The 26,367-nt window shown below is 58.2% G+C and carries 23 protein-coding genes; 14 read left to right on the top strand and 9 right to left on the bottom strand.

Features of this window, described 5'->3' with window-relative positions; genetic code table 11:
- Positions 1-15 precede the first annotated feature (15 nt).
- Complete coding sequence (locus tag ACOTZB_RS20490; protein WP_421628399.1) at positions 16-2,298, bottom strand: ATP-binding protein; 2,283 nt, start codon at positions 2,296-2,298, stop codon at positions 16-18.
- 233 nt (positions 2,299-2,531) lie between these two features.
- Between ACOTZB_RS20490 and ACOTZB_RS20485 the strand changes: the two genes are divergently transcribed.
- From ACOTZB_RS20485 to ACOTZB_RS20460, 6 genes are read left to right on the top strand one after another with little or no spacing between them, the layout of a single operon-like run.
- The gene (locus tag ACOTZB_RS20485; RefSeq protein ID WP_023310078.1) at positions 2,532-4,052 is read left to right on the top strand and encodes a sugar ABC transporter ATP-binding protein; all 1,521 of its coding nucleotides are present in this window, start codon (positions 2,532-2,534) and stop codon (positions 4,050-4,052) included.
- On the top strand, positions 4,049-5,044 hold the full coding sequence (locus ACOTZB_RS20480; protein ID WP_126331194.1) for an ABC transporter permease subunit: 996 nt from the start codon (positions 4,049-4,051) through the stop codon (positions 5,042-5,044). Before ACOTZB_RS20485 ends, ACOTZB_RS20480 begins: the two co-directional genes overlap by 4 nt.
- Positions 5,045-5,076: 32 nt before the next feature.
- Positions 5,077-6,018, top strand: coding sequence for an ABC transporter substrate-binding protein (locus tag ACOTZB_RS20475; protein ID WP_021242935.1), 942 nt, complete (start codon positions 5,077-5,079; stop codon positions 6,016-6,018).
- A gap of 49 nt (positions 6,019-6,067) precedes the next feature.
- Positions 6,068-6,754: a D-lyxose/D-mannose family sugar isomerase gene (locus ACOTZB_RS20470; RefSeq protein ID WP_047653084.1), complete on the top strand. Its 687-nt coding sequence runs from the start codon at positions 6,068-6,070 to the stop codon at positions 6,752-6,754.
- 10 nt (positions 6,755-6,764) lie between these two features.
- The gene (locus tag ACOTZB_RS20465; RefSeq protein ID WP_257832858.1) at positions 6,765-7,625 is read left to right on the top strand and encodes a ketose 1,6-bisphosphate aldolase; all 861 of its coding nucleotides are present in this window, start codon (positions 6,765-6,767) and stop codon (positions 7,623-7,625) included.
- Positions 7,625-8,629 (top strand): carbohydrate kinase family protein, encoded by a 1,005-nt coding sequence (locus ACOTZB_RS20460; protein ID WP_421628396.1) that lies wholly within the window; start codon positions 7,625-7,627, stop codon positions 8,627-8,629. The genes ACOTZB_RS20465 and ACOTZB_RS20460 overlap by 1 nt, the downstream gene beginning before the upstream one ends.
- Here ACOTZB_RS20460 and ACOTZB_RS20455 read toward each other — a convergent pair.
- Complete coding sequence (locus tag ACOTZB_RS20455) at positions 8,626-9,357, bottom strand: response regulator (protein ID WP_029740750.1); 732 nt, start codon at positions 9,355-9,357, stop codon at positions 8,626-8,628. The genes ACOTZB_RS20460 and ACOTZB_RS20455 overlap by 4 nt on opposite strands.
- 256 nt (positions 9,358-9,613) lie before the next feature.
- Here ACOTZB_RS20455 and fdhF point away from each other — a divergent pair, with 256 nt between their 5' ends.
- The 3 genes from fdhF (at position 9,614) to ACOTZB_RS20440 (ending at position 13,032) form a co-directional block, all read left to right on the top strand.
- Entirely contained in the window at positions 9,614-11,761 is a 2,148-nt protein-coding gene (gene fdhF / locus ACOTZB_RS20450) for a formate dehydrogenase subunit alpha (protein ID WP_421628395.1), read from the top strand.
- A 322-nt stretch (positions 11,762-12,083) separates the two neighbouring features.
- On the top strand, positions 12,084-12,236 hold the full coding sequence (locus tag ACOTZB_RS20445) for a Hok/Gef family protein (protein WP_032644722.1): 153 nt from the start codon (positions 12,084-12,086) through the stop codon (positions 12,234-12,236).
- A 121-nt stretch (positions 12,237-12,357) separates the two neighbouring features.
- A complete protein-coding gene (locus tag ACOTZB_RS20440) occupies positions 12,358-13,032 on the top strand; it encodes a tetratricopeptide repeat protein (RefSeq protein WP_126331188.1) in 675 nt (224 codons plus the stop codon).
- Between the two features lie 53 nt (positions 13,033-13,085).
- Here the strand turns inward: ACOTZB_RS20440 and gltP are convergent, their stop codons facing one another.
- Entirely contained in the window at positions 13,086-14,399 is a 1,314-nt protein-coding gene (gene gltP / locus ACOTZB_RS20435; protein WP_023310067.1) for a glutamate/aspartate:proton symporter GltP, read from the bottom strand.
- A gap of 423 nt (positions 14,400-14,822) precedes the next feature.
- Between gltP and acs the strand changes: the two genes are divergently transcribed.
- The 3 genes from acs to actP all read left to right on the top strand — a co-directional run bounded on the left by acs (position 14,823) and on the right by actP (position 18,877).
- Complete coding sequence (gene acs / locus ACOTZB_RS20430) at positions 14,823-16,781, top strand: acetate--CoA ligase (RefSeq protein WP_421628392.1); 1,959 nt, start codon at positions 14,823-14,825, stop codon at positions 16,779-16,781.
- Positions 16,782-16,916: 135 nt separating this feature from the next.
- Complete coding sequence (locus tag ACOTZB_RS20425; protein WP_023310065.1) at positions 16,917-17,231, top strand: DUF485 domain-containing protein; 315 nt, start codon at positions 16,917-16,919, stop codon at positions 17,229-17,231.
- Complete coding sequence (gene actP / locus ACOTZB_RS20420) at positions 17,228-18,877, top strand: cation/acetate symporter ActP (protein WP_033144419.1); 1,650 nt, start codon at positions 17,228-17,230, stop codon at positions 18,875-18,877. Before ACOTZB_RS20425 ends, actP begins: the two co-directional genes overlap by 4 nt.
- 32 nt (positions 18,878-18,909) lie before the next feature.
- On the opposite strand, the gene ACOTZB_RS20415 is transcribed toward actP, so the two are convergent.
- Entirely contained in the window at positions 18,910-19,599 is a 690-nt protein-coding gene (locus ACOTZB_RS20415) for an LrgB family protein (protein ID WP_421628389.1), read from the bottom strand.
- The gene (locus ACOTZB_RS20410) at positions 19,592-20,002 is read right to left on the bottom strand and encodes a CidA/LrgA family protein (RefSeq protein ID WP_421628388.1); all 411 of its coding nucleotides are present in this window, start codon (positions 20,000-20,002) and stop codon (positions 19,592-19,594) included. The genes ACOTZB_RS20415 and ACOTZB_RS20410 overlap by 8 nt, the downstream gene beginning before the upstream one ends.
- 102 nt (positions 20,003-20,104) lie before the next feature.
- Here ACOTZB_RS20410 and ACOTZB_RS20405 point away from each other — a divergent pair, with 102 nt between their 5' ends.
- On the top strand, positions 20,105-20,992 hold the full coding sequence (locus ACOTZB_RS20405; RefSeq protein ID WP_421628386.1) for a LysR family transcriptional regulator: 888 nt from the start codon (positions 20,105-20,107) through the stop codon (positions 20,990-20,992).
- 82 nt (positions 20,993-21,074) lie between these two features.
- Here the strand turns inward: ACOTZB_RS20405 and ACOTZB_RS20400 are convergent, their stop codons facing one another.
- From ACOTZB_RS20400 to soxR, 4 genes are all read right to left on the bottom strand, one after another.
- Positions 21,075-22,721 carry a Na+/H+ antiporter gene (locus ACOTZB_RS20400; RefSeq protein WP_033144417.1) on the bottom strand — a complete coding sequence of 549 codons (1,647 nt, stop codon included), beginning with the start codon at positions 22,719-22,721 and terminating at the stop codon, positions 21,075-21,077.
- Between the two features lie 150 nt (positions 22,722-22,871).
- Positions 22,872-24,221, bottom strand: a complete 1,350-nt coding sequence (gene ghxP, locus ACOTZB_RS20395) for a guanine/hypoxanthine transporter GhxP (RefSeq protein WP_023310059.1) — start codon at positions 24,219-24,221, stop codon at positions 22,872-22,874.
- 294 nt (positions 24,222-24,515) lie between these two features.
- On the bottom strand, positions 24,516-25,187 hold the full coding sequence (locus ACOTZB_RS20390; protein WP_421628383.1) for a glutathione S-transferase family protein: 672 nt from the start codon (positions 25,185-25,187) through the stop codon (positions 24,516-24,518).
- A 293-nt stretch (positions 25,188-25,480) separates the two neighbouring features.
- Complete coding sequence (gene soxR / locus ACOTZB_RS20385) at positions 25,481-25,939, bottom strand: redox-sensitive transcriptional activator SoxR (RefSeq protein WP_023310057.1); 459 nt, start codon at positions 25,937-25,939, stop codon at positions 25,481-25,483.
- A gap of 98 nt (positions 25,940-26,037) precedes the next feature.
- Between soxR and soxS the strand changes: the two genes are divergently transcribed.
- The gene (soxS, locus tag ACOTZB_RS20380; RefSeq protein ID WP_008503387.1) at positions 26,038-26,364 is read left to right on the top strand and encodes a superoxide response transcriptional regulator SoxS; all 327 of its coding nucleotides are present in this window, start codon (positions 26,038-26,040) and stop codon (positions 26,362-26,364) included.
- Positions 26,365-26,367 lie beyond the last annotated feature (3 nt).

Genomic DNA, 26,367 nt, shown 5'->3' with positions numbered 1-26,367 from the left:
GGTAGCGGAGGAATCTCAAATTACCATGACCTTGCGCAGCGCCTGCGCCAGCTGCACCCGCGTAAACGGCTTACGCAGTAGCTGAACGTCCGGCAGCTGCGGGTTATGCGCGGGACGTAGATCCTGACCGCTGATCAGCAGCACAGGAAGCTGCGGGTAATGGCTGCGCACGTGGTTAATCACCTCGGCGCCGCTGAGGCTGCCGGGCAGCATCAGGTCGCTGATAAACATGCCAATGTCCGGCGACGCCGCCAGCATGTTCAGCGCCTGCTCGCCGTTGTCCGCTTCCAGCGTCAGGTAGCCGAGCTGATGCAGCTGCTCGCACAGGGTCTGACGCACATCGGCTTCATCTTCCAGCACCAGGACCAGCCGCTCGCTATCGACGGAGGCGGTGGCTGACAGCGCTTCATCGTCTGCCGCAGCAGGCAGCACCGAGCGCGGGAGGTGAAGCCGGACGGTCGTTCCCTGCCCCGGCGCGCTTTCAATTTCCACGCGCCCGCCGGACTGACGCACAAAGCCGTAGACCATCGACAGGCCTAACCCGCTCCCGCTTCCGGTCTGCTTGGTAGTGAAGAACGGTTCAAAGACCCGGGATTTTACCTCCTGCGACATGCCGCTGCCGCGGTCAATCACCTCCAGCGCCACCATATCCTGCCTGCGCCCGTCGCTGCGGGTGACGCGCTGATTCCAGGTCCGGATTTTAATCACCCCGCTTTGCCCTTCCATCGCATCGCGCGCGTTCATCACCAGGTTGATGATGGCGTTTTCCAGCTGGCTAACGTCAATCCACGCGGGCCACGCCGGGGTTTGCGCTTCAATCTCCAGGGTCAGGGTGGCAGGCAGGGAGTGGCGCAGCAGTTCCCGGAGGTTCTCCAGCAGCGGCAGCATCTCTACCGCATGCGGCGTCAGGGATTGCTTGCGGGAAAACGCCAGCAGGCGCTGCGTCAGTAAGGCGCCGCGCTCGGCCGCCTTCAGCGCCCGGGTAATGCGCGGCGCGTCTTTTGATTCGGGGTCGGTGAGCTCAAGGCTGCCGATGATCACCGCCAGCAGGTTGTTAAAATCATGCGCCAGCCCGCCGGTCAGCTGTCCGACCGCCTTCATCTTCTGGCTGTGCAGCAGCGCCTCTTCCAGCCCCTGACGCTCAACGCGGTCGATCTCCATCTGCGTGGTTTTCTCTTTCAGCAGGCGCGTGGTGTGCTCAAGCGAGGCGGTATTACGGGCAAAAACGTTAAACGCGCGCGCCAGCTCGCCCAGCTCATCTCGCCGCTGGAGGGCGGGAACGGAGACATCCTGTTCGCCGTGAGCAAGACGCGACATCGCCCGGGAAATCGCCGTCAGGTTAGAGGCCAGATTGCGGTAGATATACCAGCAGGCGCACCCGGTAATGATCAGCGCCAGCACGGCGAAGATGCTGATAAACACGCTGATGGACTGCAGCTCGTGATGGCTCTGGGCCGTGCGAAGCCGGGAGGCCTGCGCCACCTGCCCGACGTACTGATTAATGTCGCTGTTGAGGATCGCCACCAGCGCCTTGATGTGGAACATATACCAGCTTATCGCCAGATCGCTCTCTTCCAGCTGCTTCGACAGCGGGGCGAGCTTGCCTAACTCGGCATTAAAATCTGGCAGAACCCCCTTCACGACCGGCTGTACGGCACTCCGGGGCAGCGCTGCGGCCACGGCGTCCAGCTGCTGAACGGTCGCGCGCGGCGAAGGGGTGTCGATGGCGGCGGCAATCAGCCGGTCCATCTCCATCAGCTGCTGCGCATCCGGCACGTTGCTGTCGTAACGGCGGTTGATGTCCTGAAGATGACGCAGATAGCTCTGGCTTTGATACAGCGAACTCAGCAGCGCGTTACGCTCCAGATGGCGCCGCTGGCCGCGCTCAAGCATCTCCGTCACGCTCTGCTGTAGCTCATTGCTTCGTTGAATAATGCGCGCCACCAGCGCCGGCTCCTGCTGCGCCAGCGGCGCTTCCGCAAGCTGTTCCAGCGAGCGGCGAAGCGCCATTTGCGTCTGATTCAGGCGCTCGGCTTCGCCTTTGTACTCCAGCGCCCCGACGACCTGTGAAAGCCGCACCGCCGCCGTCGCCACGTTGGCGGTATCGCGGGCCAGGTTCATGCTGCCGGTCATGTCATCCAGCGTTTGCTGCTGAACCTGCTCCTGGATTTGACTGGCGTGACGAAAGCCGAGCACCGCCACGCCGCTCACCATCAGCGTCACGGCGACCACCAGCAGATTAAAAATCAGCAGGCGGCCTCGGGCGCTGGCGAAAAAGGGCGGACGGCGTGATGGCATGGGTTCGGGCTCCTGCGCGGTTTGGTGTCCCCTCACCCTAACCCTCTCCCCAAAGGGGCGAGGGAATGATTTGCTCCCTCTCCCTTTCAGGGAGAGGGCCGGGGTGAGGGTAGTTCAATAACTGTGATCTACATTAGCTATTCATAACTATGACAAATATGAACAGCTTCTGACATTTTGCATTTACGCACCTGTGATGAAGTGCAGATATCGGCATTCGCAGGAGATCCGCCATGAGCAGAACCCCGGTATTAGAGATGCGCAGCATTGCCAAAACGTTTGGCAGTTTCCACGCGCTCAAGGGTGTAGATTTGACGGTCTTTCCCGGAGAGATCCACGCGCTGATGGGCGAAAACGGCGCGGGGAAAAGCACGCTGATGAAAATCCTCGCGGGAGCCTATACCGCCACCAGCGGCGAGATCCTGATCGACGGCCAGCCGTTTCACATTAAAGGGCCGAAAGATGCGCTGGCCGCAGGCATTACCCTGATTTATCAGGAGATGCAGCTCGCGCCCAACCTGACCGTTGCCGAAAATATCTTTCTTGGCAGCGAGCTGTCGCGCGGCGGGATGGTGCAGCGCAAAGAGATGGCCGCCCAGGCGCAGGCGGTGATTGAGCGCCTCGGGGCACAGTTCAATGCTACCGACCTGGTGATGAAGCTGACCATCGCCGAGCAGCAGCAGGTGGAAATCGCCCGCGCGCTGCACCGCAACAGCCGCATTCTGGTGATGGATGAACCCACCGCCGCCCTCTCCTCGCGGGAAACCCACCGCCTGTTTGAACTGATTTTGCGCCTGCGCGATGAAGGGATGGCGATCATCTATATCAGCCACCGCATGGCGGAAGTGTATGAACTTTCTGACCGCGTCAGCGTTCTGCGCGACGGGCAGTACGTCGGCAGCCTGACGCGCGACAAGCTAAACGCCTCCGAGCTGGTGCGCATGATGGTGGGCCGCCCGTTAAGCGATCTGTTCAACAAGGAGCGTGATATTCCCCTCGGCAGCCCGCGCCTCAACGTCCACCACCTCACCGACGGTAAAAAAGTACAGCCGTGCAGCCTGCAGGTGCGTTCCGGTGAAATCGTCGGGCTGGCGGGCCTGGTCGGGGCCGGACGATCCGAGCTGGCGCAGTTGATTTTCGGCGTGCGTAAAGCCACCGGTGGCATGATTGAGGTCGACGGCGAGCCGGTGGTGATCCACTCCCCGCGTGCGGCCATCGAAAACGGCATCGGTTTTCTCACCGAAAACCGCAAGGAGCAGGGGCTGTTTCTGGAGCTGGCGGCGCAGGAGAACATCACCATGGCGACGCTGGAGCGCGACGCCACCTTCGGCATGCTAAACCGCAAAAAAGCCCAGTCGATTTCTGATGACGCCATTGCATTGCTCAACATCCGCGTGCCCCATTCGCAGGTGCGCGCGGGCGGGCTGTCCGGCGGCAATCAGCAAAAGCTGCTGATCTCCCGCTGGGTGGCCATCGGCCCGCGCATTCTGATCCTGGACGAACCCACGCGCGGCGTGGACGTCGGCGCGAAAAGCGAGATCTACCGCATCATGAACCAGATGGCGCGCAAAGGGGTGGCGATTTTAATGATCTCCAGCGAGCTGCCGGAAGTGGTAGGCATGAGCGACCGGGTGTACGTGATGCGGGAAGGCAGCATTGCGGGTGAACTCCACGGGCGCGACATCTCTCAGGAAAACATTATGACGCTGGCAACCGGCGTGAACGACACTCATCATCAGGCGGTGCAATCATGACAACTCCAACCCATCCGCAGCAGGTGGCGAAATCCGCCTCCGCCAAAAAAATGCTGATGAGCGATCTGATGCAAACGGTCGGCATCCTGCCGATTCTTATCCTGATTGTGGCGGTATTTGGCTTTATCGCCCCGAACTTCTTCACCGAGAGCAACCTGCTCAACATTACCCGTCAGGCGTCGATCAACATCGTGCTGGCGGCGGGGATGACCTTCATCATCCTGACCGGCGGGATTGACCTCTCCGTGGGCTCGATTCTGGGCACCACGGCGGTAGCGGCGATGGTGGTCTCGCTTATCCCTGAATTTGCGATGCTCTCCATTCCGGCTGCGCTAATGCTCGGCATGGTGCTGGGGCTGTTCAACGGCGCGCTGGTGGCCTTTGCCGGACTGCCGCCCTTCATCGTGACGCTCGGCACCTATACGGCGCTGCGCGGCGCGGCCTATCTGCTGGCGGACGGCACGACGGTCATTAACTCCAATATTAACTTCGAGTGGATCGGCAATAACTACCTCGGCCCGATCCCGTGGCTGGTTGTCATTGCCCTTGCGGTAATTGCGGTGTGCTGGTTCATCCTGCGCCGCACCACGCTCGGCGTCCACATTTACGCGGTCGGCGGCAACATGCAGGCGGCGCGACTGACCGGCATCAAGGTCTGGCTGGTGCTGCTGTTTGTCTACGGCATGAGCGGCCTGCTCTCCGGGCTTGGCGGCGTGATGAGCGCCTCGCGCCTCTACAGCGCCAACGGCAACCTCGGCACGGGTTACGAGCTGGATGCGATTGCGGCGGTGATCCTCGGCGGCACCAGCTTCGTCGGCGGGATCGGCACGATCACCGGCACGCTGGTTGGCGCGCTGATCATCGCCACCCTCAACAACGGCATGACGCTGATGGGCGTCTCCTACTTCTGGCAGCTGGTGATCAAAGGGGCGGTGATCATCATAGCGGTGCTGATCGACAAATACCGTACCCGACACCATCAAAGTGCATAACAACAACACCCTACAGCTTCGAGGAAAACCCTATGCGTTTGAAACCCTTAGTGACCGCGCTCTGTGCTGGCGCACTGCTTGCCGCAACGCCGTTTGCGCAGGCAAAAGATCTGAAGTCCATCGGCGTGACGGTGGGCGACCTGGCCAACCCGTTCTTCGTGCAGATCACCAAAGGTGCCGAGCTGGAAGCGCGCAAGCTGGCTGGCGATAACGTCAAGGTGACGCTGGTCTCCAGCGGTTACGATCTGGGCCAGCAGGTGGCGCAGATCGATAACTTCATCGCCGCGAAGGTGGACATGATCATCCTCAACGCTGCGGATTCCAAAGGGATCGGCCCGGCGGTGAAGCGCGCGAAGGACGCCGGGATCGTGGTCGTTGCGGTTGACGTGGCGGCGGAAGGGGCGGATGCGACCATCACCTCCGATAACACCCAGGCGGGCGAAATGGCCTGTAAGTACATTACCGATCGCCTGAAAGGCAAAGGCAACGTGGTGATCATCAACGGACCGCCGGTCTCTGCGGTGCAAAACCGCGTGGAAGGTTGTCAGACGGAATTCAAAAAACATCCGGATATCAAGGTGCTCTCGGATAACCAGAACGCCAAGGGCAGTCGTGAAGGCGGTCTGGAAGTCATGACCTCCCTGCTGGCGGCCAATCCGAAGATCGACGGCGTGTTTGCGATTAACGATCCGACGGCGATCGGCGCCGATCTGGCCGCGAAGCAGGCTCAGCGCAACGAGTTCTTTATCGTCGGCGTGGATGGCAGCCCGGACGGCGAGGAAGCGCTGAAGCGGGAAAACTCGCTGTTTGTCGCGACCCCGGCGCAGGATCCGCAGGTCATGGCGGCAAAAGCGGTGGAGATCGGCTATGACATTCTACAGGGCAAACCTGCGCCGAAAGCGCCCGTGCTGATCCCGGTGACGATGATCGATAAAAAGAACGTCGGCACGTATAAGGGCTGGACGGTTAAATGATCCTTTTCCCTCTCCCGCAGGGAGAGGGAACTGTTTTCAAGGAGTCCCCATGAAACGCTCCGACATCAATGAAATTCTCGGCCACACGCGACAGTTCTTTTCCATGCACGACGTGCATCTCCCGCCGTTTGCCAGCTTCCCGCCCACAAAATGGCAGCAGCTTGACCAGGCAGCATGGCAGGAAGTGTTCGACCTCAAGCTCGGCTGGGACGTGACGGCGTTCGGCGGCAACAGCTTTGCCGCTGAGGGCCTGACGCTGTTTACCCTGCGCAACGGCTCGCCCAACGGCGTGCCTTATGAAAAGTGCTATGCCGAAAAAATTATGCACGTGCGCGACGGCCAGGTGACGCCGATGCATTTTCACTGGCGCAAGCGGGAAGACATCATCAACCGGGGCGGCGGGAATCTGATTATTGAGTTATGGAATGCCGGGGCGCATGAAGAGACGGAGAACACCGACGTGACGGTCACCGTCGACGGCTGCCGTCAGACCCACGCGCCCGGCAGCCAGCTGCGCCTCATGCCAGGGGAAAGCATCTGTCTGACACCCACTCTGTACCACAGCTTCTGGGGCGAACGCGGCTTCGGCGACGTGCTGGTTGGGGAGGTGTCATCGGTAAACGACGACGAGCACGATAACCACTTTTTGCAGCCCGTTGCCCGCTATAACAACATCGAAGAAGACGAACCGGCGCTGCTGGTGCTGTGCAACGAGTACAACCTGTTTCGGATATAAGGAGTAAATGATGCCATTGATCTCTCTTGCCGACGGTCTGGAGCACGCCAGGGCGCATCGCTACGCGCTGGGTGCGTTTAACGTGCTCGACTCCCACTTCCTGCGCGCGCTGTTCGCCGCCGCAAAGCAGGAACGCTCGCCGTTTATTATCAACATCGCCGAAGTACACTTTAAGTACGTGTCTCTGGATTCGCTTGTCGAAGCGGTGAAGTTCGAGGCCGCCCGTCACGATATCCCCGTGGTGCTCAATCTCGACCACGGCCTGCATTTCGAGGCGGTGGTGCGCGCCCTGCGCTTAGGGTTCAGCTCGGTGATGTTCGACGGCTCTACGCTGAGCTATGAGGAGAACATTCGCCAGACGCGGGAGGTGGTGAAGATGTGCCACGCGGTCGGCGTGTCGGTGGAAGCGGAGCTGGGCGCGGTCGGTGGAGATGAAGGCGGCGCGCTGTACGGTCATGCGGATGAAGCGTTCTTTACCGACCCGCAGCTGGCGCGTGAGTTTGTCGATTCAACCGGCATTGACGCGCTGGCGGTTGCCATCGGCAACGCGCACGGCAAATACAAGGGCGAGCCAAAGCTCGATTTCCCACGCCTGGACGCCATTCGCCAGCAGACGGGGCTGCCGCTGGTTTTACACGGCGGCTCCGGGATTAGCGATGCTGACTTCCGCCGCGCCATCGAGCTCGGCATAAATAAAATCAACTTCTACACCGGCATGTCGCAGGCCGCACTCGCCGCCGTTGAGCAGCGCATGGCGAACCGCCAGCCGCTGTATGATGAATTTGCCGAACTGCTGTTGGGGATAGAAGAGGCGATTGCCGATACGGTCGCCGAACAGATGCGCATCTTCGGCAGCGCGGGGAAAGCCTGATGGAACGTAAAGGGATCATTGCCGCAGGCAACATGCTGGTGGATCACGTCCACCAGATCGTGCAGTGGCCGGAGCGCGGCTGGCTGGCGGAAATCACCCACAGCGAACGCTCAACCGGCGGCGCGCCGCTCAACGTACTGCTGACGCTGGCGAAAATGCACGTTGGCCTGCCGCTGCAGGCGGTGGGGCTGATTGGCGAAGATGCCGACGGGGACTACATTCTGGCGATGCTCGACCAGTACCACGTCAACCGTCAGCGCGTCCAGCGCACCACCTTTGCACCGACCTCCATGTCGCAGGTAATGACCGATCCCAGCGGACAGCGCACCTTTTTCCACTCGCCGGGCGCCAACCGCCTGCTGGATCTTCCCGCCTTCGATCGCTTAGACGGATCGATGAAGATCTTCCATCTCGGCTATCTCCTGCTGCTCGACAGCCTGGATATGCCCGATGACGAGTTCGGCACCCGCAGCGCGCGGCTGCTGGCGCAGATGTGCGACCAGGGGTATGAAACGTCGCTCGATCTGGTTTCCCGCAAGGGCGACCCGCGCTATCAGCCGCTGGTGCTCCCTGCCCTGCGCCACCTTGATTATCTGGTGATTAACGAGCTGGAAGCCGGGGAGTTTAGCGGGCTGGAGATGCGCGACGGCAGTGACGCGCTGAACATGGCCCATATCGCCGATGCCGCGACGCAGCTGCTGGCGGCAGGCGTGCGTCAGCGGGTGGTGATCCACTGTCCGGAAGGCGCATGGGGCGAAGCGCCAGGTGAGCAAGGTCGCTGGATCCCCTCATGGCTACTGGAGCAGAAAGAGATTGTCGGCAGCGTCGGTGCGGGCGATGCGTTTTGCGCGGGGTTTTTATACGGCTGCCACGAATCGCTCCCGCTCACGGAGAGCATTTATCTGGCACACGCCTGCGCGCGGGCCAGCCTGCTGGCCGCCAACGCGATTGACGGCGCGAAAATGCTGGCCGAGCTGCAGCTGTTTATCAAAGAGAATACTTAGGCCGCTTTCTCGCTATGGGAAACATCGGTAGCAAACACGTAACCCAGCCCGCGGATAGTTTTGATGAGCGCAGGCTGATGCGGGTTGGCCTCAATCTTCCGGCGCAGGCGCATGATCAACACGTCAATCGTGCGGTCGAACACGTCGGCGCTTTCGCTGTGGGTCAGCTCAAGCAGCCGGTCACGACTCAGCACCCGACGGGCATTTTGCGTAAGCGCCAGCAGCAGGCCGTACTCGCCCTGGGTTAAGGGGACAGGGTTACGCTGCGGATCGCTCAGCTCACAGCGGGTGGTATCGAGCGTCCATCCGTTAAAAGCAATGCCCGCTACGGGCGCTGCAGGGACTTCCGCAGCCAGCACGCCTGTACGGCGCAATACCGCTTTAACGCGGGCGACCACCACGCGCGGGTTGAACGGTTTGCCAATATAATCATCGGCCCCCATCTCCAGCCCCACCACCACGTCTGACTCACTGCCCAGCCCGGTTAACATGATCACCGGTAGCGCCGGGCGCTGCTTTTGCAGCTGCAGCAAAACCTGTAAGCCGTTGATATCCGGCAGCATCATATCCAGCAGCACTAGCGCAATATTCGGCTCCTGCTGTACCTGCCGCAGTGCATCCTGGCCGTTATGGCAGACAAGCACGCTAAAGACGTGCTCGCTCAGCACGTCCTGAAGCAGTTCGCAGACTGCCGTATCGTCATCAACCACCAGGATTGCCGGTTTCATCATATGCTTCCGTCATGGGATTATGTTAAGTCTGAACCATTCTGCCGTCGGCTCCAGTCAAATGGTTTTTTCAGTGACGGAAATTCAACCCATGTCACATCCGCTGCCCGGTCGACACGTCAATTTTGACGATTGGCTGCTTTTTGTCAGGGTTTTCACCGCGAAGGGACCGTAAAGTCAGGGCATACCCATACAAAAAACATGGCATAGAAGCTGCATAGTGGGTGCGAATGATTCGATTAACTGGAGCAGACTGATGAAAAAAGTCGTCACGGTTTGCCCTTATTGTGCCTCAGGTTGCAAGATCCACCTGGTGGTCGATAACGGCAAAATCGTCCGGGCGGAGGCCGCACAGGGGAAAACCAACCAGGGCACGCTGTGCCTGAAAGGTTACTACGGCTGGGATTTTATTAACGATACTCAAATCCTTACTCCGCGCCTGAAAACCCCTATGATCCGCCGCGAGCGCGGCGGCAAGCTGGAAGCCGTCTCCTGGAGCGAGGCGCTGGATTACGTCGCCACGCGCCTAAGCGCCATCAAGGCCAAGTATGGCCCGGATGCGATTCAGACCACCGGCTCTTCCCGCGGGACGGGAAATGAAACCAACTATGTGATGCAAAAATTCGCGCGCGCCGTTATTGGTACCAATAACGTCGACTGCTGCGCTCGCGTCTGACACGGCCCATCGGTTGCAGGTCTGCACCAGTCGGTCGGTAACGGCGCAATGAGTAATGCCATCAACGAGATAGATAACACCGATCTCGTCTTCATCTTTGGTTATAACCCGGCGGATTCTCACCCTATCGTCGCGAACCACGTTATTCGCGCTAAGCAGAACGGGGCGAAAATCATCGTCTGCGATCCGCGCAAAATTGAAACCGCGCGCATTGCGGATATGCACATCGCGTTGAAAAACGGCTCGAACATCGCGCTGTTGAACGCAATGGGGCACGTCATTATTGAGGAGAACCTGTACGACCAGGCGTTTGTCGCGACCCGTACGGAAGGTTTTGAAGAGTATCGGAAAATTATCGAAGGCTATACGCCAGAGTCGGTGGAAACAATCACCGGCGTCAGCGCGCAGGAGATCCGCCAGGCGGCACGGATGTATGCCGGGGCGAAAACCGCCGCCATCCTGTGGGGAATGGGCGTGACCCAGTTCTATCAGGGCGTGGAAACCGTGCGTTCTCTGACGAGCCTCGCGATGCTGACCGGCAATCTGGGTAAAGCGCACGTCGGCGTCAACCCGGTACGTGGTCAGAATAACGTTCAGGGCGCATGCGATATGGGCGCGCTGCCGGACACCTACCCGGGCTACCAGTACGTGAAGTTCCCGGAAAACCGCGAGAAATTCGCGAAGGCCTGGGGCGTGGAAAGCCTGCCAGAACATACCGGATATCGCATCAGCGAGCTGCCGCACCGCGCGGCGCACGGCGAAGTGCGTGCGGCCTACATCATGGGTGAAGATCCACTCCAGACCGACGCCGAGCTCTCTGCGGTGCGCAAAGGGTTTGAGGATCTGGAGCTGGTGATTGTCCAGGATATTTTCATGACCAAAACCGCGGCGGCGGCGGATGTGATTTTACCGTCGACCTCGTGGGGCGAGCATGAAGGCGTCTACACGGCGGCGGACCGCGGCTTCCAGCGCTTCTTTAAGGCGGTCGAGCCGAAGTGGGACCTGAAAACGGACTGGCAGATCATCAGTGAAATCGCCACCCGCATGGGCTACCCGATGCACTACAACAACACCCAGGAGATCTGGGACGAGTTGCGCAGTCTGTGTCCTGACTTCTACGGCGCCACCTATGAAAAAATGGGTGAGCTTGGGTATATCCAGTGGCCGTGTCGCGATGAGTCCGAAGCCGATCAGGGGACGTCATACCTCTTTAAAGAGAAGTTCGACACCCCGAACGGGCTGGCGCAGTTCTTCACCTGCGACTGGGTCGCGCCGATCGATAAGCTCACCGACGAGTATCCGATGGTGCTCTCCACCGTGCGTGAGGTGGGCCACTACTCCTGCCGTTCGATGACGGGCAACTGCGCCGCGCTGGCGGCGCTGGCGGACGAACCGGGCTACGCGCAAATCAACACCGCCGACGCAGAGCGCCTCGGCATTGAGGATGAAGCGCTGGTGTGGGTGAACTCGCGCAAAGGGCGGATCATTACCCGTGCGCAGGTCAGCGATCGTCCGAACAAAGGTGCGGTCTATATGACCTACCAGTGGTGGATTGGCGCCTGTAACGAGCTGGTCACGGAGAACTTAAGCCCGATAACCAAAACGCCGGAGTATAAATACTGCGCCGTACGCGTGGAGCCGATTGCGGATCAGCACGCTGCGGAACAGTATGTCATCGACGAATATAACAAGCTGAAAGCACGGCTGCGCGAAAGCGCAATGGGGTGAAGCCGTTAATTCATCGATGAATAAAGGGAGTGAAATATTCACTCCCTTTTTATTTCCGATTAACTCATCAAATATATCAATTATTATTCTGGAAAGCGGCTCGCAGAAATAATGTAATTTTCGCGAAAAATAATTACATCTTTGTATTTTAATTCAGAGGGATAAGATGTGCGGCGGGTGCTTAAGACTTTCTGTCTTGAGCATTGTTGAGGGACAGAAAGTAGAAAGCCCCGGGAAACTTTCATTTACCCGAGGCTACTCCCTCAACTCCGAACAAGTTGAGAGTAGCCTCTTATTCTTTTTTTGACAAGGAGTAAAAGGCATGACGCCATTAAAAACTGCGTTAGGCATCGTCTTTATTATTTGCCTGACGATAGTGATCTTTACCTTTATTACTCGAGGGAAGTTATGCGAGTTTTCAATAAAGGGTGAACATCAGGAGGTGGCGGCAAAATTAGCCTGTAACGCAGGCTAACCTCTACGGGCGGAACCACGGTTCCGCCCGGCTTGCAGGATGCTGAGGTCTTAATGCACCCATTTTTTTCTTTCGCCACCGCGATTATACTGCGCGGCGTGTACCCAGATGATAAGAGTCCATGAAAGCCATTTTTCTGTTGTTAGTGTTTTTAACGTCCTTCGCCCGCGCGGATGAGATAGGCAGCCAGTATCTGAAACAGGCAGAAGCCGGCGATGCCCGCGCCCAGTATTATCTTGCCGATACGTACTTCAGCTCAGGTGACGTCAAGCAGGCCGCTCTGTGGGCCGAGAAAGCCGCTAAAGGCGGCGATGTCGATGCCATGGGGCTGCTCTCGCAAATCCTCTTTACCCAGGGAAATTATGCGCAAGCTAAGGCACTGGCACAGCAGGCAACCATCGCGGGCAGCAAACGCGGCGCGATCATGCTGGCGCGCGTGCTGGTCAACACTCAGGCTGGAACAACCGACTATCCCCAGGCCATCAAACTGCTGCAAACGGCGACTGAAGATATCGACAACGACTCAGCGGTAGATGCGCAAATGCTGCTGGGGCTGATTTATGCCAACGGCGTTGAAGTGGCCCAGGACGACGTGCAGGCTGCCTCGTGGTTCAAGCGGAGCTCGGCACTTTCACGCACGGGCTACGCCGAGTACTGGGCGGGGATGCTGTTCAGGCAGGGTGAGAAAGGCTTTATCACGCCCAATAAACAGAAAGCGCTGTACTGGTTGAACCTGAGCTGTACGGAAGGGTTTGATACGGGGTGCGAAGAGTTTGATGCGTTGAGCGGGGAATAAAATCCCCTCACCTTAACCCTCTCCCCAAAGGGGAGAGGGAAGAAAACGTTACATTACTGGTCAGCAGTCTTATCAAAACGACCCAGCACCTCGCGTTCATACGCCAGCGCTTTTTTACGATCGAATTTGTGTTCCCACTTGGCGATAACCAGCACCGCCAGGGCATTCCCCACCACGTTCAGCGCCGTACGCGCCATGTCGAGGATACGGTCGACACCGGCGATAAACGCCAGACCTTCCAGCGGAATACCGACGCTGCCAAGCGTCGCCAGCAGCACCACGAAGGAGACGCCCGGAACGCCTGCAATACCTTTGGACGTCACCATCAGCGTCAGCACCAGCACGATCTCCTGCCACAGCGACAGGTCAATGCCGTACAGCTGCGCAATAAAGATAGCGGCGATGCTCTGGTACAGCGTCGAACCGTCCAGGTTAAAGGAATAGCCGGTCGGTACCACGAAGCTGGTAATAGAAGCTGGCGCGCCGTAGGCTTCCATCTTCTCAATAATACGCGGCAGCACGCTCTCAGAACTTGCCGTGGAGTACGCCAGAATCAGCTCATCTTTCAGGATGCGAATCAGGATCCAGATGCTCAGCCCGCACAGACGCGCCACGATCCCCAGCACCACCAGCGCGAAGAACAGAATGGCGAAGTGCACCAGGAGCACCAGCTTCGCCAGCGGCCACAGGGAGGCAAAACCAAAGTTCGCCACGGTGACGGCGATAAGCGCAAACACCCCTACCGGCGCGTAACGCATCACCATGTGCGTCACTTTAAACATGGTTTCAGAGATAGAGCGGAACACGGTCACCAGCGGCTCACGGTGCGTCGCCGGCAGGGAAGAGAGCCCCAGACCGAACAGCACCGAGAAGAAGATGATAGGCAACATCTCGCCCTTCGCCATTGACGCCACAATGTTGGTCGGCACCAGCGACAGGATAGTGCCCATCAGGCCGTGCGCATGGCTTTGCACGTCAGCGGTCGTGCTTTGGTATTTCGAAATATCCACCGTCGCCAGCTGCGACATATCAATCCCGGAACCCGGCTGGAACACGTTCGCCAGCGTGATACCGAGGATAATCGCAACCGTAGTGATCACTTCGAAATAGATAATGGTTTTCGCGCCAATACGGCCTAACTGCTTCGCATCACCGACGCCCGCAATACCGACCACCAGCGTCGAGATCACAATCGGTACCACGATCATCTTGATCAGATGAATAAAGATATCCCCTGCCGGTGAAAGCAGGTTCGCAATCAGCCATTCGCGGCTGTCGCTATGATAGTGGAGGTAACTGCCCAGCAAGATGCCCAGCACAAGGGCGATTAAGATCTGCCAGGCAAGGCTGACTTTAACGTTTTTCATAGAAACTGACTTCCTCAATGAAGCGCCTTATTCACTCAAACTGCATGAATATGGAGACATACTGAAAGGGTATGAATTGTGTTGCGTTGGTTTATGGGATTTTTTAACGCGGCGTATGAGTATCATTTGCGCGACCTGTTGCGCAAGCCTTAAAGAACGACGCGTTTCACTCACAAAAGCGACGATGACGGGAGTTTGTTCTAATTCTGATAAATAACCTTTTGTTATAAAAACGCTTTTTTAAACATAAATGTGAATAATCGTCAGCATAAATTATTTTCCTTCAAAGATTCATTCGCTCAATTTTCATACTCTTCAAACAATGCGTGATCTGCAGCCCAAATAATAAACAAAGCTTGTAAAGCCCCTACAATTAACGTTTTTGCGACATATTATTAACATCTTACAAGGAGAAAAAAAGCCATGAGCCAAATACACAAACATGACATTCCCGCAAACATTGCGGACCGTTGCCTGATCACCCCGGAGCAGTACCACGAGAAATATCAGCAATCTATCACCGCCCCGGACACCTTCTGGGGTGAGCAGGGCCATATCCTTGACTGGATCAAACCTTATCAGAAGGTGAAGAACACCTCCTTTGCGCCCGGCAATGTCTCCATTAAATGGTATGAAGATGGCACCCTGAACCTGGCGGCGAACTGCCTCGATCGTCACCTTGCCGAGCGCGGGAATGAGACGGCGATTATCTGGGAAGGCGATGACGCCTCGCAGAGCAAACACATTACCTACAAAGAGCTGCACCGCGACGTGTGCCGCTTCGCCAACGTCCTGCTGGATAAAGGCATTAAAAAAGGCGACGTGGTCGCTATCTATATGCCGATGGTGCCGGAAGCGGCGGTGGCCATGCTGGCCTGCGCGCGTATCGGCGCGATCCACTCGGTGATTTTCGGCGGGTTCTCTCCAGAGGCGGTAGCGGGCCGTATTGTCGATTCCAGTTCAAAACTGGTGATCACCGCCGATGAAGGCGTGCGCGCCGGGCGCGGTATCCCACTGAAGAAAAACGTCGACGAAGCGCTGAAAAACCCGAACGTCAAAACGGTCAGTAACGTTATCGTCCTTAAGCGTACCGGCGGCAAAATCGACTGGACCGAGGGGCGCGACCTGTGGTGGAGCGATCTGATTGAGAAAGCGAGCGACCAGCATCAGCCTGAAGAGATGAACGCAGAAGATCCGCTGTTCATTCTTTACACCTCCGGCTCGACAGGTAAGCCGAAAGGCGTTCTGCACACCACCGGCGGCTATCTGGTCTATGCGGCCACCACCTTCAAATACGTCTTCGACTACCATCCGGGCGACATCTACTGGTGTACCGCCGACGTGGGCTGGGTTACCGGACATAGCTATCTGCTGTACGGCCCGCTGGCCTGTGGCGCAACTACGCTGATGTTTGAGGGCGTACCGAACTGGCCGACTCCGGCGCGGATGTGCCAGGTGGTCGACAAACACCAGGTCAACATTCTCTACACGGCGCCAACGGCGATCCGCGCACTGATGGCGGAAGGCGATAAAGCCATCGAAGGCACCGACCGCTCTTCATTGCGCATCCTCGGTTCCGTGGGTGAGCCAATCAACCCGGAAGCCTGGGAGTGGTACTGGAAGAAAATCGGCAACGAGAAATGCCCGGTAATGGACACCTGGTGGCAGACCGAAACCGGCGGCTTCATGATCACCCCGATGCCGGGCGCCACGCAGCTGAAGGCCGGTTCCGCAACCCGTCCGTTCTTCGGCGTGCAGCCTGCGCTGGTGGATAACGAAGGTAACCCGCTGGAAGGCGCCACCGAAGGCAACCTGGTGATCACGGACTCCTGGCCGGGTCAGGCGCGTACCCTGTTTGGCGATCACGATCGCTTCGAGCAGACCTACTTCTCGACCTTTAAAAACATGTACTTCAGCGGCGACGGCGCGCGTCGTGACGAAGATGGCTATTACTGGATAACCGGGCGCGTGGACGACGTGCTGAACGTCTCCGGCCACCGTCTGGGCACCGCTGAGATTGAATCGGCGCTGGTGTCGCATCCGAAGATTGCCGAAGCGGCGGTTGTGGGCATTCCGCATAACATCAAAGGCCAGGCGATTTACGCCTATGTCACCCTGAACCACGGGGAAGAACCGTCGCCAGAACTCTACGCTGAAGTGCGCAACTGGGTGCGTAAAGAGATTGGCCCGCTGGCGACGCCGGACGTGCTGCACTGGACCGACTCGCTGCCGAAAACCCGTTCCGGCAAAATTATGCGTCGTATCTTGCGCAAAATCGCGGCTGGAGACACCAGCAACCTCGGTGATACCTCAACGCTCGCGGATCCTGGCGTGGTGGAAAAACTGCTCGAAGAGAAGCAGTCCATCGCGATGCCTTCCTAGTGTTTTCTCCCTCTCCCCGTGGGAGAGGGCCGGGGTGAGGGCATCAGACCGCCCCTTCCTCCCCTCACCCTAACCCTCTCCCCAAAGGGGAGAGGGGACTAAAAACAAACCTACCTTACCTTTGGAGACTCTGTGATGAATAACGATATTTGTCAGCAGATAGAGAATAGTGCGCACTACAGGGAGCTCGTCGATAAGCGGCAACGGTTTGCCTTCATCCTTTCCATCATCATGCTGGTTATCTATGTCGGCTTTATTCTGCTGATCGCCTTTGCCCCGCACTGGCTGGGCACCCCGCTGCACGAGGGGACCAGCGTGACGCGCGGTATTCCGATTGGCATTGGCGTGATTGTGATTTCATTCTTGCTGACAGGCGTCTACGTCTGGCGCGCGAACGGTGAATTCGATCGACTTAATAAAGCGGTACTGCAAGAGGTAAAAGCATCATGAAGAGAGTTCTGACGGCGCTCGCCGCCACGCTTCCCTTTGCCGCCCACGCTGCGGATGCCATTACCGGCGAGGTCCAGCGCCAGCCAACCAACTGGCAGGCCATTGTGATGTTCCTGATTTTCGTCCTGCTGACGCTGTACATCACCTACTGGGCGTCGAAACGCGTGCGCTCCCGTAACGATTACTACACCGCTGGCGGCAACATTACCGGCTTCCAGAACGGGCTGGCAATCGCGGGTGACTTTATGTCCGCCGCCTCTTTCCTCGGGATCTCCGCGCTGGTGTATACCTCCGGTTATGACGGCCTGATCTACTCCCTCGGCTTCCTCGTCGGCTGGCCGATCATCCTGTTCCTGATTGCCGAGCGCCTGCGTAACCTGGGCCGCTATACCTTCGCAGACGTGGCCTCGTATCGCCTGAAGCAGGGGCCGATTCGCACCCTCTCCGCCTGCGGTTCGCTGGTGGTGGTGGCGCTGTACCTGATTGCGCAGATGGTGGGCGCGGGTAAATTGATCGAACTGCTGTTCGGCCTGAACTACCACGTCGCGGTGGTGCTGGTGGGCGTGCTGATGGTGATGTACGTCCTGTTCGGCGGCATGCTCGCCACCACATGGGTGCAGATCATCAAAGCCGTTCTGCTGCTGTTCGGCGCCAGCTTTATGGCCTTTATGGTGATGAAGCACGTCGGGTTCAGCTTCAATAATCTGTTTACCGAAGCCATGGCGGTCCACCCGAAAGGGGAAGCGATCATGAGCCCGGGCGGGCTGGTGAAAGACCCGATATCCGCGCTCTCGCTCGGTCTCGGCCTGATGTTCGGTACCGCGGGCCTGCCGCATATCCTGATGCGTTTCTTCACCGTGAGCGATGCGCGTGAAGCGCGCAAGAGCGTCTTTTACGCCACCGGTTTCATGGGTTACTTCTACATCCTCACCTTTATTATCGGCTTTGGCGCGATCATGCTGGTGGGGGCGAACCCGGCGTTTAAAGACGCGGCGGGCGCGCTGATTGGCGGTAACAATATGGCGGCGGTGCACCTGGCGGACGCGGTGGGCGGTAACCTGTTCCTCGGCTTTATCTCCGCCGTGGCCTTCGCCACCATTCTTGCGGTGGTTGCGGGTTTAACGCTCGCCGGCGCGTCTGCGGTGTCGCATGACCTCTACGCCAACGTTATCCGCAAAGGCGCGAGCGAGCGCGACGAGCTGAAGGTCTCGAAAATCACCGTGCTGGTGCTGGGCGTCGTGGCGATTCTGTTAGGCATTCTGTTTGAGAAGCAAAACATCGCCTTTATGGTGGGGTTGGCCTTCTCGATTGCGGCAAGCTGCAACTTCCCGATCATCCTGCTCTCCATGTACTGGTCGAAACTGACCACCCGTGGCGCGATGATTGGCGGCTGGCTGGGGCTGCTGACGGCGGTGATCCTGATGATTCTGGGCCCGACCATCTGGGTGCAGATCCTCGGTCACGCAAGCGCTATCTTCCCGTATGAATACCCGGCGCTGTTCTCGATCGCCGTGGCGTTTATCGGCATCTGGTTCTTCTCGGCTACCGACAATTCGCCGGAGGGTAACCTGGAGCGTGAGAAATTCCGCGCCCAGTTTATCCGTTCACAAACCGGCCTGGGCGTTGAGCAGGGCCGCGCGCACTAAACCTTTCTCCCCGGTCATTCTGGCCGGGGAGCTTAAAACATCACCCACGCCACCAGCGGCGCAATCAGCACCATAACTACGCCTGAGAGCATCATCACCAGGCTCGCGACAACGCCCTCCTGCTGCCCCAGCTCATACGAACGTGCCGTGCCCGCCCCGTGCGACGCCGCGCCAAACCCCGCGCCTTTCGCCATCCCTTCACGGATCGACAAGCGCAGGAACAACATATCGCCGACGGCCATCCCAAAGACGCCCGTCACCACCACAAACAGCGCCACCAGGTCCGGCTGCCCGCCGAGCGGTTTAGCGGCCGCCAGCGCAAACGGCGTGGTCACCGAACGCACGGCCAGGCTGCGCTGAATTTCATCGGGAAGCGTAAACAGCCGCGCCAGCCAGACGGAGCTGCATACCGCGACCACCGTGGCGGTGATGACGCCTGCGCTGAGCGACATCCAGTGGCGTTTTATAATGGCGAGGTTGTCGTAAACGGGGACGGCAAAAGCGATGGTCGCCGGGCCGAGCAGCCACAGCAGCCAGTGGGATTCGCCAATGTAGTTCTGCCAGGAGATGTGGCCGAAGACCAGCATCAGCACCAGTAGGATCGGCGTGAAGACCAGCGGCATCAGCGGCAGAGCGTGAAAGCGGCGATAGAGCCGCTTGTTGGTAAAGTAAATCGCCAGCGTCGCAATCAGGCACAGGACGCTTACCTGAAAGTTAGTCATGTTTGTGCCTGTTGATTTCAAAGCGATACACTTTATCCACCACCCAGGCGGTTGCCCCCAGCACCATCAGCGTACTCAGCGCGATGACCGCAAAGATTCGCCAGCCGTCCACCATCAGCAGTTGCGCATAGTTCACCACCGCCACCACCGCCGGAACAAAGAACAGCAGCATCTCTGCCAGCAGCCAGCGCGCCCCGGCGCGCACCCAGTTAAGGGGGATCACGCGACACAGAATAAGCGTCAGCATCAGCAGCATCCCGACAAGATTGGCGGGCAGCGGCAGATGCAGCCAGCCGACAAGATATTCCGCGAAAACAAACAGTCCCGCGTAGAGCAGTACCTGCACCGGGACCTGGAGTCGTTGCACAACGGCAGGCGTAACACGGCTTAACGCCACGGCCATGGGGGTTTTCCTCAAAAATGAGACGAGGCGCCAGTATAGAGAGCGCACGGTATGGACTGAAATGAATTAAAATCATCAAAGGTATAGTTTCGAGGAATAATCATGGACATAAGAACGCTGCGCTATTTTGTCGAAGTGGTTCGTCAGCAAAGTTTTACCCGCGCAGCGGAGAAGTTGTTTGTTACCCAGCCCACCATCAGCAAGATGCTGAAAAACCTCGAAGATGAACTTAACTGTACCCTGCTGATCCGCGACGGGCGCAAGCTGCTGCTGACCGACACCGGACGCGTGGTGTTCGAACGCGGGCTGGCGATTCTGGCGGAGTTTCGCCAGCTGGAAGCGGAGCTGGGCGATATCAATCATCTGAAGAAAGGTGTCCTTCGCCTCGGCATTCCGCCAATGGTGGGGATGATGATGGCCGGACCGATTAGCCTCTTTCGCCAGCGTTATCCCGGCGTAGAGCTGAAGATTTCGGAGTTTGGTGGGTTAACCGTCCAGCAGGCCGTCACCAACGGCGAGCTCGACGTGGCAATGACCGCCCTTCCCGTTGAGGAAGAGAGCGGTCTGGCGACGCTTCCGCTCTTTAGCCACCCGCTGTGCGTGCTGGTTCCCCGCTCCGGCGACTGGCTGAAGTTAGACTCGGTGAGACCTGAACTGCTCGGCGAGCACCCTCTGCTGATCTACAACGAAGACTTCGCCCTCAGCCGCCAGCTGATGACGCTGTTTAACCAGCATAACGTCAAGCCGCGCATAGCGGTGCGCAGCGGACAGTGGGATTTCCTGGCGGCGATGGTACAGGCCGGCGTGGGGATTGCCATTCTGCCGCAGCCTATCTGCGAGCGTCTGGATAAAAATACGCTGCGCTGGATCCCGCTGAAGAGCGACCTGCACTGGCAGCTGGGGATGATCTGGCGTGAAGGGGTCTATTTATCGCAGAGCGCGCAGGCGTGGCTGCAGTGTTGTGAGGGGTTTTGGGTGCAGTCTGAATAGTGCCGGGTGGCGGCTTCGCCTTACCCGGCCTACGGTTCGAAGGTAGGCCCGGTAAGCGCAGCGCCACCGGGCAAAAACAGCGCTACTGATTCTCTATCAACAGCGCTTCCAGCAGGTCCAGATCGTGCAGCAGCTTTTGCAGCGTTTCGTTGCTGATCTGCCGCGTGGCGCGCAGATGGTACAGCTCGGCACGTTCTGAGCGCAGCGCCGCCAGGCGGAACCGACGCTCCAGGTTTTCCTCCTGCAGCGAGCTTTCCACATCGTTACGCCCGTCCGCGCGGCGGCGCAGGTTACCAATCACACGGGAACTGACTTCCGTCAGCAGCTGATTGTCGATGTTCTCTTCCGCATCCGCGGCCAGACGCTCTTCCATCTTCTGAATCGCGACAATTGCCACTTCGGCGGTGGCCGCCCGGGCAATACGCTCCTCTTTATGCTGCTGGGTCGAATCACCGGCATCAATATGCTGGAGTAAAATCGGCAGCATAATCACGCCGACAAACAGTGAGAACAGAATCACGCCCGCCGCCAGGAAGACCAGCTCGTAGCGCGCCGGGAAGACGTCGCCCGTGGGCAGCAGCAGCGGAATGGAGAGTACACCGGCAAGGGTGATCGCCCCGCGTACGCCCGCAAAAGAGGCGATCAGCAGCTCACGCGTTGTCCACGAGCCGAACTCCATCGGCTTTTTCTTCAGGAAACGTACGCTGAAGTTTTTCATCGTCCACAGCCAGCCGAAACGCACCAGCATCAGCGCCATGTAGATCAGCACGATGTCGGTAAACAGCATCCAGACCTCAACGTTCGGATCGGCTTCGGCCGCCACCAGCGAGGATTCCATAATGCCCGGCAGCTGCAGGCCCAACAGCAGGAACACCATGCCGTTAAAGACAAATTCCAGCATGGCCCAGGTGCTGTTGGCACGCAGGCGCATCGCCAGCGGCGCGCGACGCATTACGCCGGAGCGGGTGATGGTCATCCCTGCCGCCACCGCCGCCAGAATGCCCGACACGCCGATATGTTCGGCTATCAGATAAGAGGCAAACGGCAGCAGGAACAGCAGTACGATCTGCGTTGCGGGCTCATCGCCGCCCCAGCGGCTGAGAAAGCGTAGCGAGCGGCCGTACAGCCAGCTCACCACAAAGCCCGCCAGAATACCGCCAATCGCCACCTTGAAGAATTCCAGGGTTGCGCCGCCGATGGTAAAGACCATCGTGCCCATCGCAACGGCCACGGCAAACTTGAGGGCGACCAGGCCGGAGGCGTCGTTCATCAGCGCCTCACCCTGTAAAATCCCCATGATTTTCTTCGGAATACGGCCTTCACCCACAATGCCGGACAGCGCCACGGCATCGGTTGGCGACAGCACGGCGGCCAGCGCAAAAGCCGGTATTAATGGAATACCCGGTACCGCCCAGTAGATCAGAAAACCAATCCCGACGACGGTGACCACCACCAGCGCCAGCGCCAGGCCGAAGATCTCGCGCCCGTGCTCAAGGAACTCGCGCGTGGGCGTTTTCCAGCCATCGGCAAACAGCAGCGGCGGGATAAACAGCACGAGGAACAGTTCGGGGTCAAATTCCACGTGCAGGCCAAACGTCGGCCACGCCAGCAGCGCGCCGATGGCAATTTGCATTAATGGCAGGGGGACCTGAAAGGGCAGTACGCGTGTAACCACCCCGGATAACGAGACCACAAGGGTCATGATGAGTATTGTGAAGAAGATTTCCATGCGTTCCCTGTTTGCTGTGTTGCTTATGTACTCCGGAAGGCGTCGTGCCTTTTATTCTATCTTCCCCAGAGTAACGCAAAAGGCAACAGGATGAGTCCTGAAAATAAAAACGGGCGGCCTGAGCCACCCGTTTTCGCATCAATGGACAACTTAGATTGCCCAGCCGCCCGCGTAGAACGCCACCAGCGCAACGGCGATAATCACGGTGCCGACGTTCAGCTTGCGCCATTCACCGGAAACCAGGCGACCAATCACCAGCGACGCGAAGCCGATCATAATGCCGGTCACGATGTTACAGGTCAGGACGATAAAGACCGCGGTAATCAGGCCAGACATCGCGTCCACGAAGTCCGCAAAGTCGATTTTCGCTACGTTGCTCAGCATCAGCAGGCCAACGTACATCAGCGCTGGCGCGGTCGCATACGCCGGAACCAGATAGGAGAGCGGAGAGAGGAACAGGATCAGCATGAACAGCACGCCGACGGTGATCGCCGTCAGGCCGGTTTTACCGCCTGCCGCCGTACCCGCTGCGGACTCGATGTACACCGCCGCAGGCGCCGCGCCCACCAGACCAGAGAAGACGCTGCTCAGGGAGTCAGTGGTCAGCGCTTTGCCGCCGTCAATAATCTGACCGTCTTTATCCAGCAGGTTCGCCTGACCGGCCACCGCACGAATGGTACCGGTCGCGTCAAACACGGCGGTCATGACCAGCGCCAGCACGCTTGGCAGGATCACAGGGTTCAGCGCGCCAACGATATCCAGGCTGCCAATCAGGGAGTTGCCTTTGTCATCGCTCAGCGACGGCATGGCGAAGATACCGGAGAAGTGGACGGTTGGATCGAAAATCAGGCCGACAATAGAAACGCCGATAATGGTCAGCAGAATGCCGCCCGGGACCTTCAGTTTTTCCAGACCGATAATCACCGCCAGGCCGATCAGCGACATGATCACCGGGAAGCTGGCGAAGTGGCCCAGCGCTACCGGCAGACCGTCCAGCGGGTTCTTGATGACCAGACCGACGCCGTTGGCGGCGATCAGCAGCAGGAACAGGCCGATACCGATACCGGTACCGTGCGCCACGCCCTGCGGCAGGTTGCGCAAGATCCAGCTACGGATGCCGGTCGCTGAAATCACGGTAAACAGCACACCCATCAGGAACACGGCGCCCAGCGCAACCGGTACGCTGATGTGCTGACCCAGCACCAGGCTGAACGCGGTAAACGCGGTCAGGGAGATGGCGCAACCAATCGCCAGCGGCAGGTTCGCCCACAGGCCCATCACGATGGAGCCCACGCCGGCCACGAGGCAGGTCGCCACAAAGACGGCCGCTGGCGGGAAGCCTGCTTTGCCCAGCATGCCCGGCACAACGATGACGGAATAAACCATCGCCAGAAACGTTGTCAAACCGGCAACAATTTCCTGGCGCACGGTGCTGCCGCGGGCCGAAATTTTAAACATGGCGTCAAGTGAACCGCCAGTACGCGCAGATGGCGTAGACATAGAAAACATCCCCTGAGAGTTTTTTAGGAAGTCCGTAAGCGAGGTGGAGACGCCACTGCCAGCTGAACGTCAAATCCTTGTGTTGCGTTTGTGACGAAAGGGCGTCACAAAAAAAGCAAACGTTTAGCTCCGCGCTTACAAACGGGTGGTCAAATTAAGGCAAACGATTATCTAGCGTAATCCCCGCCCTTTTCAACTGAACTTTCTCGTTTTTCGCTAAAATTCACTTATGACGCTGAAGAAATAAACAGAGGATGCGCAAACGTTATCGTCTATGCGCAATTTGTTTACATTTCAGTCCTCGCCCGGGATAGATAATGGGCCACCCTGTTCCAGGGTTCTTTGCCAGCCTGGGGTGTTCTCAACTTTTGTCTTCCAAGCCTGAATATGCGGCAGATTAGCGATACCGCCGCGCGCCAGCAGCGCAAAGATCGGAAAGCTCATCTGGATATCGGCCATGCTGAGCGAATGCCCGGCAAACCAGCTGTTTTCGGCAAGATGTGACTCAATAAAGCGCGCATGGGTCTCCAGCTGACGGTTGAGATACGCTTTCTGCACCCCCTGCCCCAGCGCTTTGCCCAGGGTTCTGATACCAAACGGCACCGGCGGCTTGCCGAGGCTGTTGAAGACCAGCTTCATTAACAGCAGCGGCATCAGCGATCCTTCGGCGTAATGCAGCCAGAAACGGTATTGCACCTTATGTGCCGGATCTAAAGGCTTAAGGCGTGACTCGGCATCGTACGTTTCCTGCAGATATTCCAGGATGGCGCCAGACTCCGCAAGGATCAGCCCGTTATCTTCGATGACCGGTGATTTACCCAACGGATGCACCTTTTTGAGAGCCTCCGGCGCCAGCATGTTCTTTTCACGCTGGTAGTGGACGATCTCATAAGGCAGGCCGAGTTCTTCCAGCGCCCAAATCACGCGGTGCGAGCGCGACTGGTTAAGGTGGTGTACCGTGAGCATGGCTTTCTCCTGTTATTCATACTTTTTAACTATAGAAAATTGAACAACACCGCGAAAAAAATTCGTCTAAAAAACGGTCGGTGAGGCTGGCGAAAAAACGGGTCTTGCATAGAATTAAAGTGTCAGCACAATCCGGAACCTCCCCAACCAGCTCGACACTGAGGGGTGCTGACGTCGGGGGAAACCCTCCCGTGAACCAGCGGGATAGAGTGAAAGACAAAGACCGGGAAAAACTAAAGCGCCCTTATGTGGCGCTTTAGTTCTTTATAATGCTTTTTGCCGGCCGCACAAACTCAATCCTCTTCCAGCAGCCGCGCCCCCGTCCCCTGCTCGCCCAGCCTGTCGCCAGGGTTACGCAACGGACAATCGCTACGCGACAGACAGCCGCAGCCGATACAACCGTCCAGCTCATCACGCAGGACGACCAGCGTATGAATACGCCGGTCCAGCTCTTCACGCCACTGGGACGACAGCTCTTTCCACTCTTTCGGGCTAAGCGTATGCCCTTCCGGCAGCACGCCAAACGCCTCGCCGATCGTGGCCAGGGGAATTCCGATTCGTTGCGCAATTTTAATAATCGCCACGTAGCGGAGCACGTCGCGGGTATAGCGGCGCTGGTTGCCCCCGTTACGGATGCTCTTGATTAACCCTTTACTTTCATAGAAGTGGAGCGCCGATACCGCAACGCCGCTTCGCTTCGCCACTTCACCGGGAGTTAAAAGCGCTTTAATTCGCGGCAATCTCTTTTCCATAAAACCTCTTTACCTCAAGTTAACTTGAGGAATTATACTCCCCCGCAGAGAAAACGACGAATTAACCGAGATAGTTGTATCTACAGAGGGGCAACCTTATGTCGCATCAGCAGATTATTCAGACGCTTATTGAATGGATTGATGACCATATCGACCAACCGTTGAACATTGATGTGGTCGCTAAAAAGTCGGGCTATTCGAAATGGTATTTACAGAGAATGTTCCGCACGGTCATGCATCAGACGCTGGGTGAGTACATTCGCCAGCGCAGACTGCTGCTGGCGGCGCAGGCGCTACGCTCAACGCAGCGGCCCATTTTTGATATCGCGATGGATTTGGGCTATGTATCGCAACAAACCTTTTCCCGCGTGTTTCGCCGCGAGTTTGACCGCACGCCGAGCGACTATCGCCACCAGTTGAATTAATCA

The organism is Enterobacter cloacae complex sp. SHL020, from assembly GCF_049236945.1.
In the GTDB taxonomy this organism is placed as follows: domain Bacteria; phylum Pseudomonadota; class Gammaproteobacteria; order Enterobacterales; family Enterobacteriaceae; genus Enterobacter; species Enterobacter dykesii.
This window is presented reverse-complemented; position numbering and strand designations above follow the sequence as displayed.

Bases quoted from the DNA above. Each gene is read 5' to 3' on its own strand.
- ACOTZB_RS20490 (WP_421628399.1), bottom strand. From the start codon at position 2,298: ATGCCATCACGCCGTCCGCCCTTTTTCGCCAGCGCCCGAGGCCGCCTG.
- ACOTZB_RS20485 (WP_023310078.1), top strand. From the start codon at position 2,532: ATGAGCAGAACCCCGGTATTAGAGATGCGCAGCATTGCCAAAACGTTT.
- ACOTZB_RS20480 (WP_126331194.1), top strand. From the start codon at position 4,049: ATGACAACTCCAACCCATCCGCAGCAGGTGGCGAAATCCGCCTCCGCC.
- ACOTZB_RS20475 (WP_021242935.1), top strand. From the start codon at position 5,077: ATGCGTTTGAAACCCTTAGTGACCGCGCTCTGTGCTGGCGCACTGCTT.
- ACOTZB_RS20470 (WP_047653084.1), top strand. From the start codon at position 6,068: ATGAAACGCTCCGACATCAATGAAATTCTCGGCCACACGCGACAGTTC.
- ACOTZB_RS20465 (WP_257832858.1), top strand. From the start codon at position 6,765: ATGCCATTGATCTCTCTTGCCGACGGTCTGGAGCACGCCAGGGCGCAT.
- ACOTZB_RS20460 (WP_421628396.1), top strand. From the start codon at position 7,625: ATGGAACGTAAAGGGATCATTGCCGCAGGCAACATGCTGGTGGATCAC.
- ACOTZB_RS20455 (WP_029740750.1), bottom strand. From the start codon at position 9,357: ATGAAACCGGCAATCCTGGTGGTTGATGACGATACGGCAGTCTGCGAA.
- ACOTZB_RS20445 (WP_032644722.1), top strand. From the start codon at position 12,084: ATGACGCCATTAAAAACTGCGTTAGGCATCGTCTTTATTATTTGCCTG.
- ACOTZB_RS20440 (WP_126331188.1), top strand. From the start codon at position 12,358: ATGAAAGCCATTTTTCTGTTGTTAGTGTTTTTAACGTCCTTCGCCCGC.
- gltP (WP_023310067.1), bottom strand. From the start codon at position 14,399: ATGAAAAACGTTAAAGTCAGCCTTGCCTGGCAGATCTTAATCGCCCTT.
- acs (WP_421628392.1), top strand. From the start codon at position 14,823: ATGAGCCAAATACACAAACATGACATTCCCGCAAACATTGCGGACCGT.
- ACOTZB_RS20425 (WP_023310065.1), top strand. From the start codon at position 16,917: ATGAATAACGATATTTGTCAGCAGATAGAGAATAGTGCGCACTACAGG.
- actP (WP_033144419.1), top strand. From the start codon at position 17,228: ATGAAGAGAGTTCTGACGGCGCTCGCCGCCACGCTTCCCTTTGCCGCC.
- ACOTZB_RS20415 (WP_421628389.1), bottom strand. From the start codon at position 19,599: ATGACTAACTTTCAGGTAAGCGTCCTGTGCCTGATTGCGACGCTGGCG.
- ACOTZB_RS20410 (WP_421628388.1), bottom strand. From the start codon at position 20,002: ATGGCCGTGGCGTTAAGCCGTGTTACGCCTGCCGTTGTGCAACGACTC.
- ACOTZB_RS20405 (WP_421628386.1), top strand. From the start codon at position 20,105: ATGGACATAAGAACGCTGCGCTATTTTGTCGAAGTGGTTCGTCAGCAA.
- ACOTZB_RS20400 (WP_033144417.1), bottom strand. From the start codon at position 22,721: ATGGAAATCTTCTTCACAATACTCATCATGACCCTTGTGGTCTCGTTA.
- ghxP (WP_023310059.1), bottom strand. From the start codon at position 24,221: ATGTCTACGCCATCTGCGCGTACTGGCGGTTCACTTGACGCCATGTTT.
- ACOTZB_RS20390 (WP_421628383.1), bottom strand. From the start codon at position 25,187: ATGCTCACGGTACACCACCTTAACCAGTCGCGCTCGCACCGCGTGATT.
- soxR (WP_023310057.1), bottom strand. From the start codon at position 25,939: ATGGAAAAGAGATTGCCGCGAATTAAAGCGCTTTTAACTCCCGGTGAA.
- soxS (WP_008503387.1), top strand. From the start codon at position 26,038: ATGTCGCATCAGCAGATTATTCAGACGCTTATTGAATGGATTGATGAC.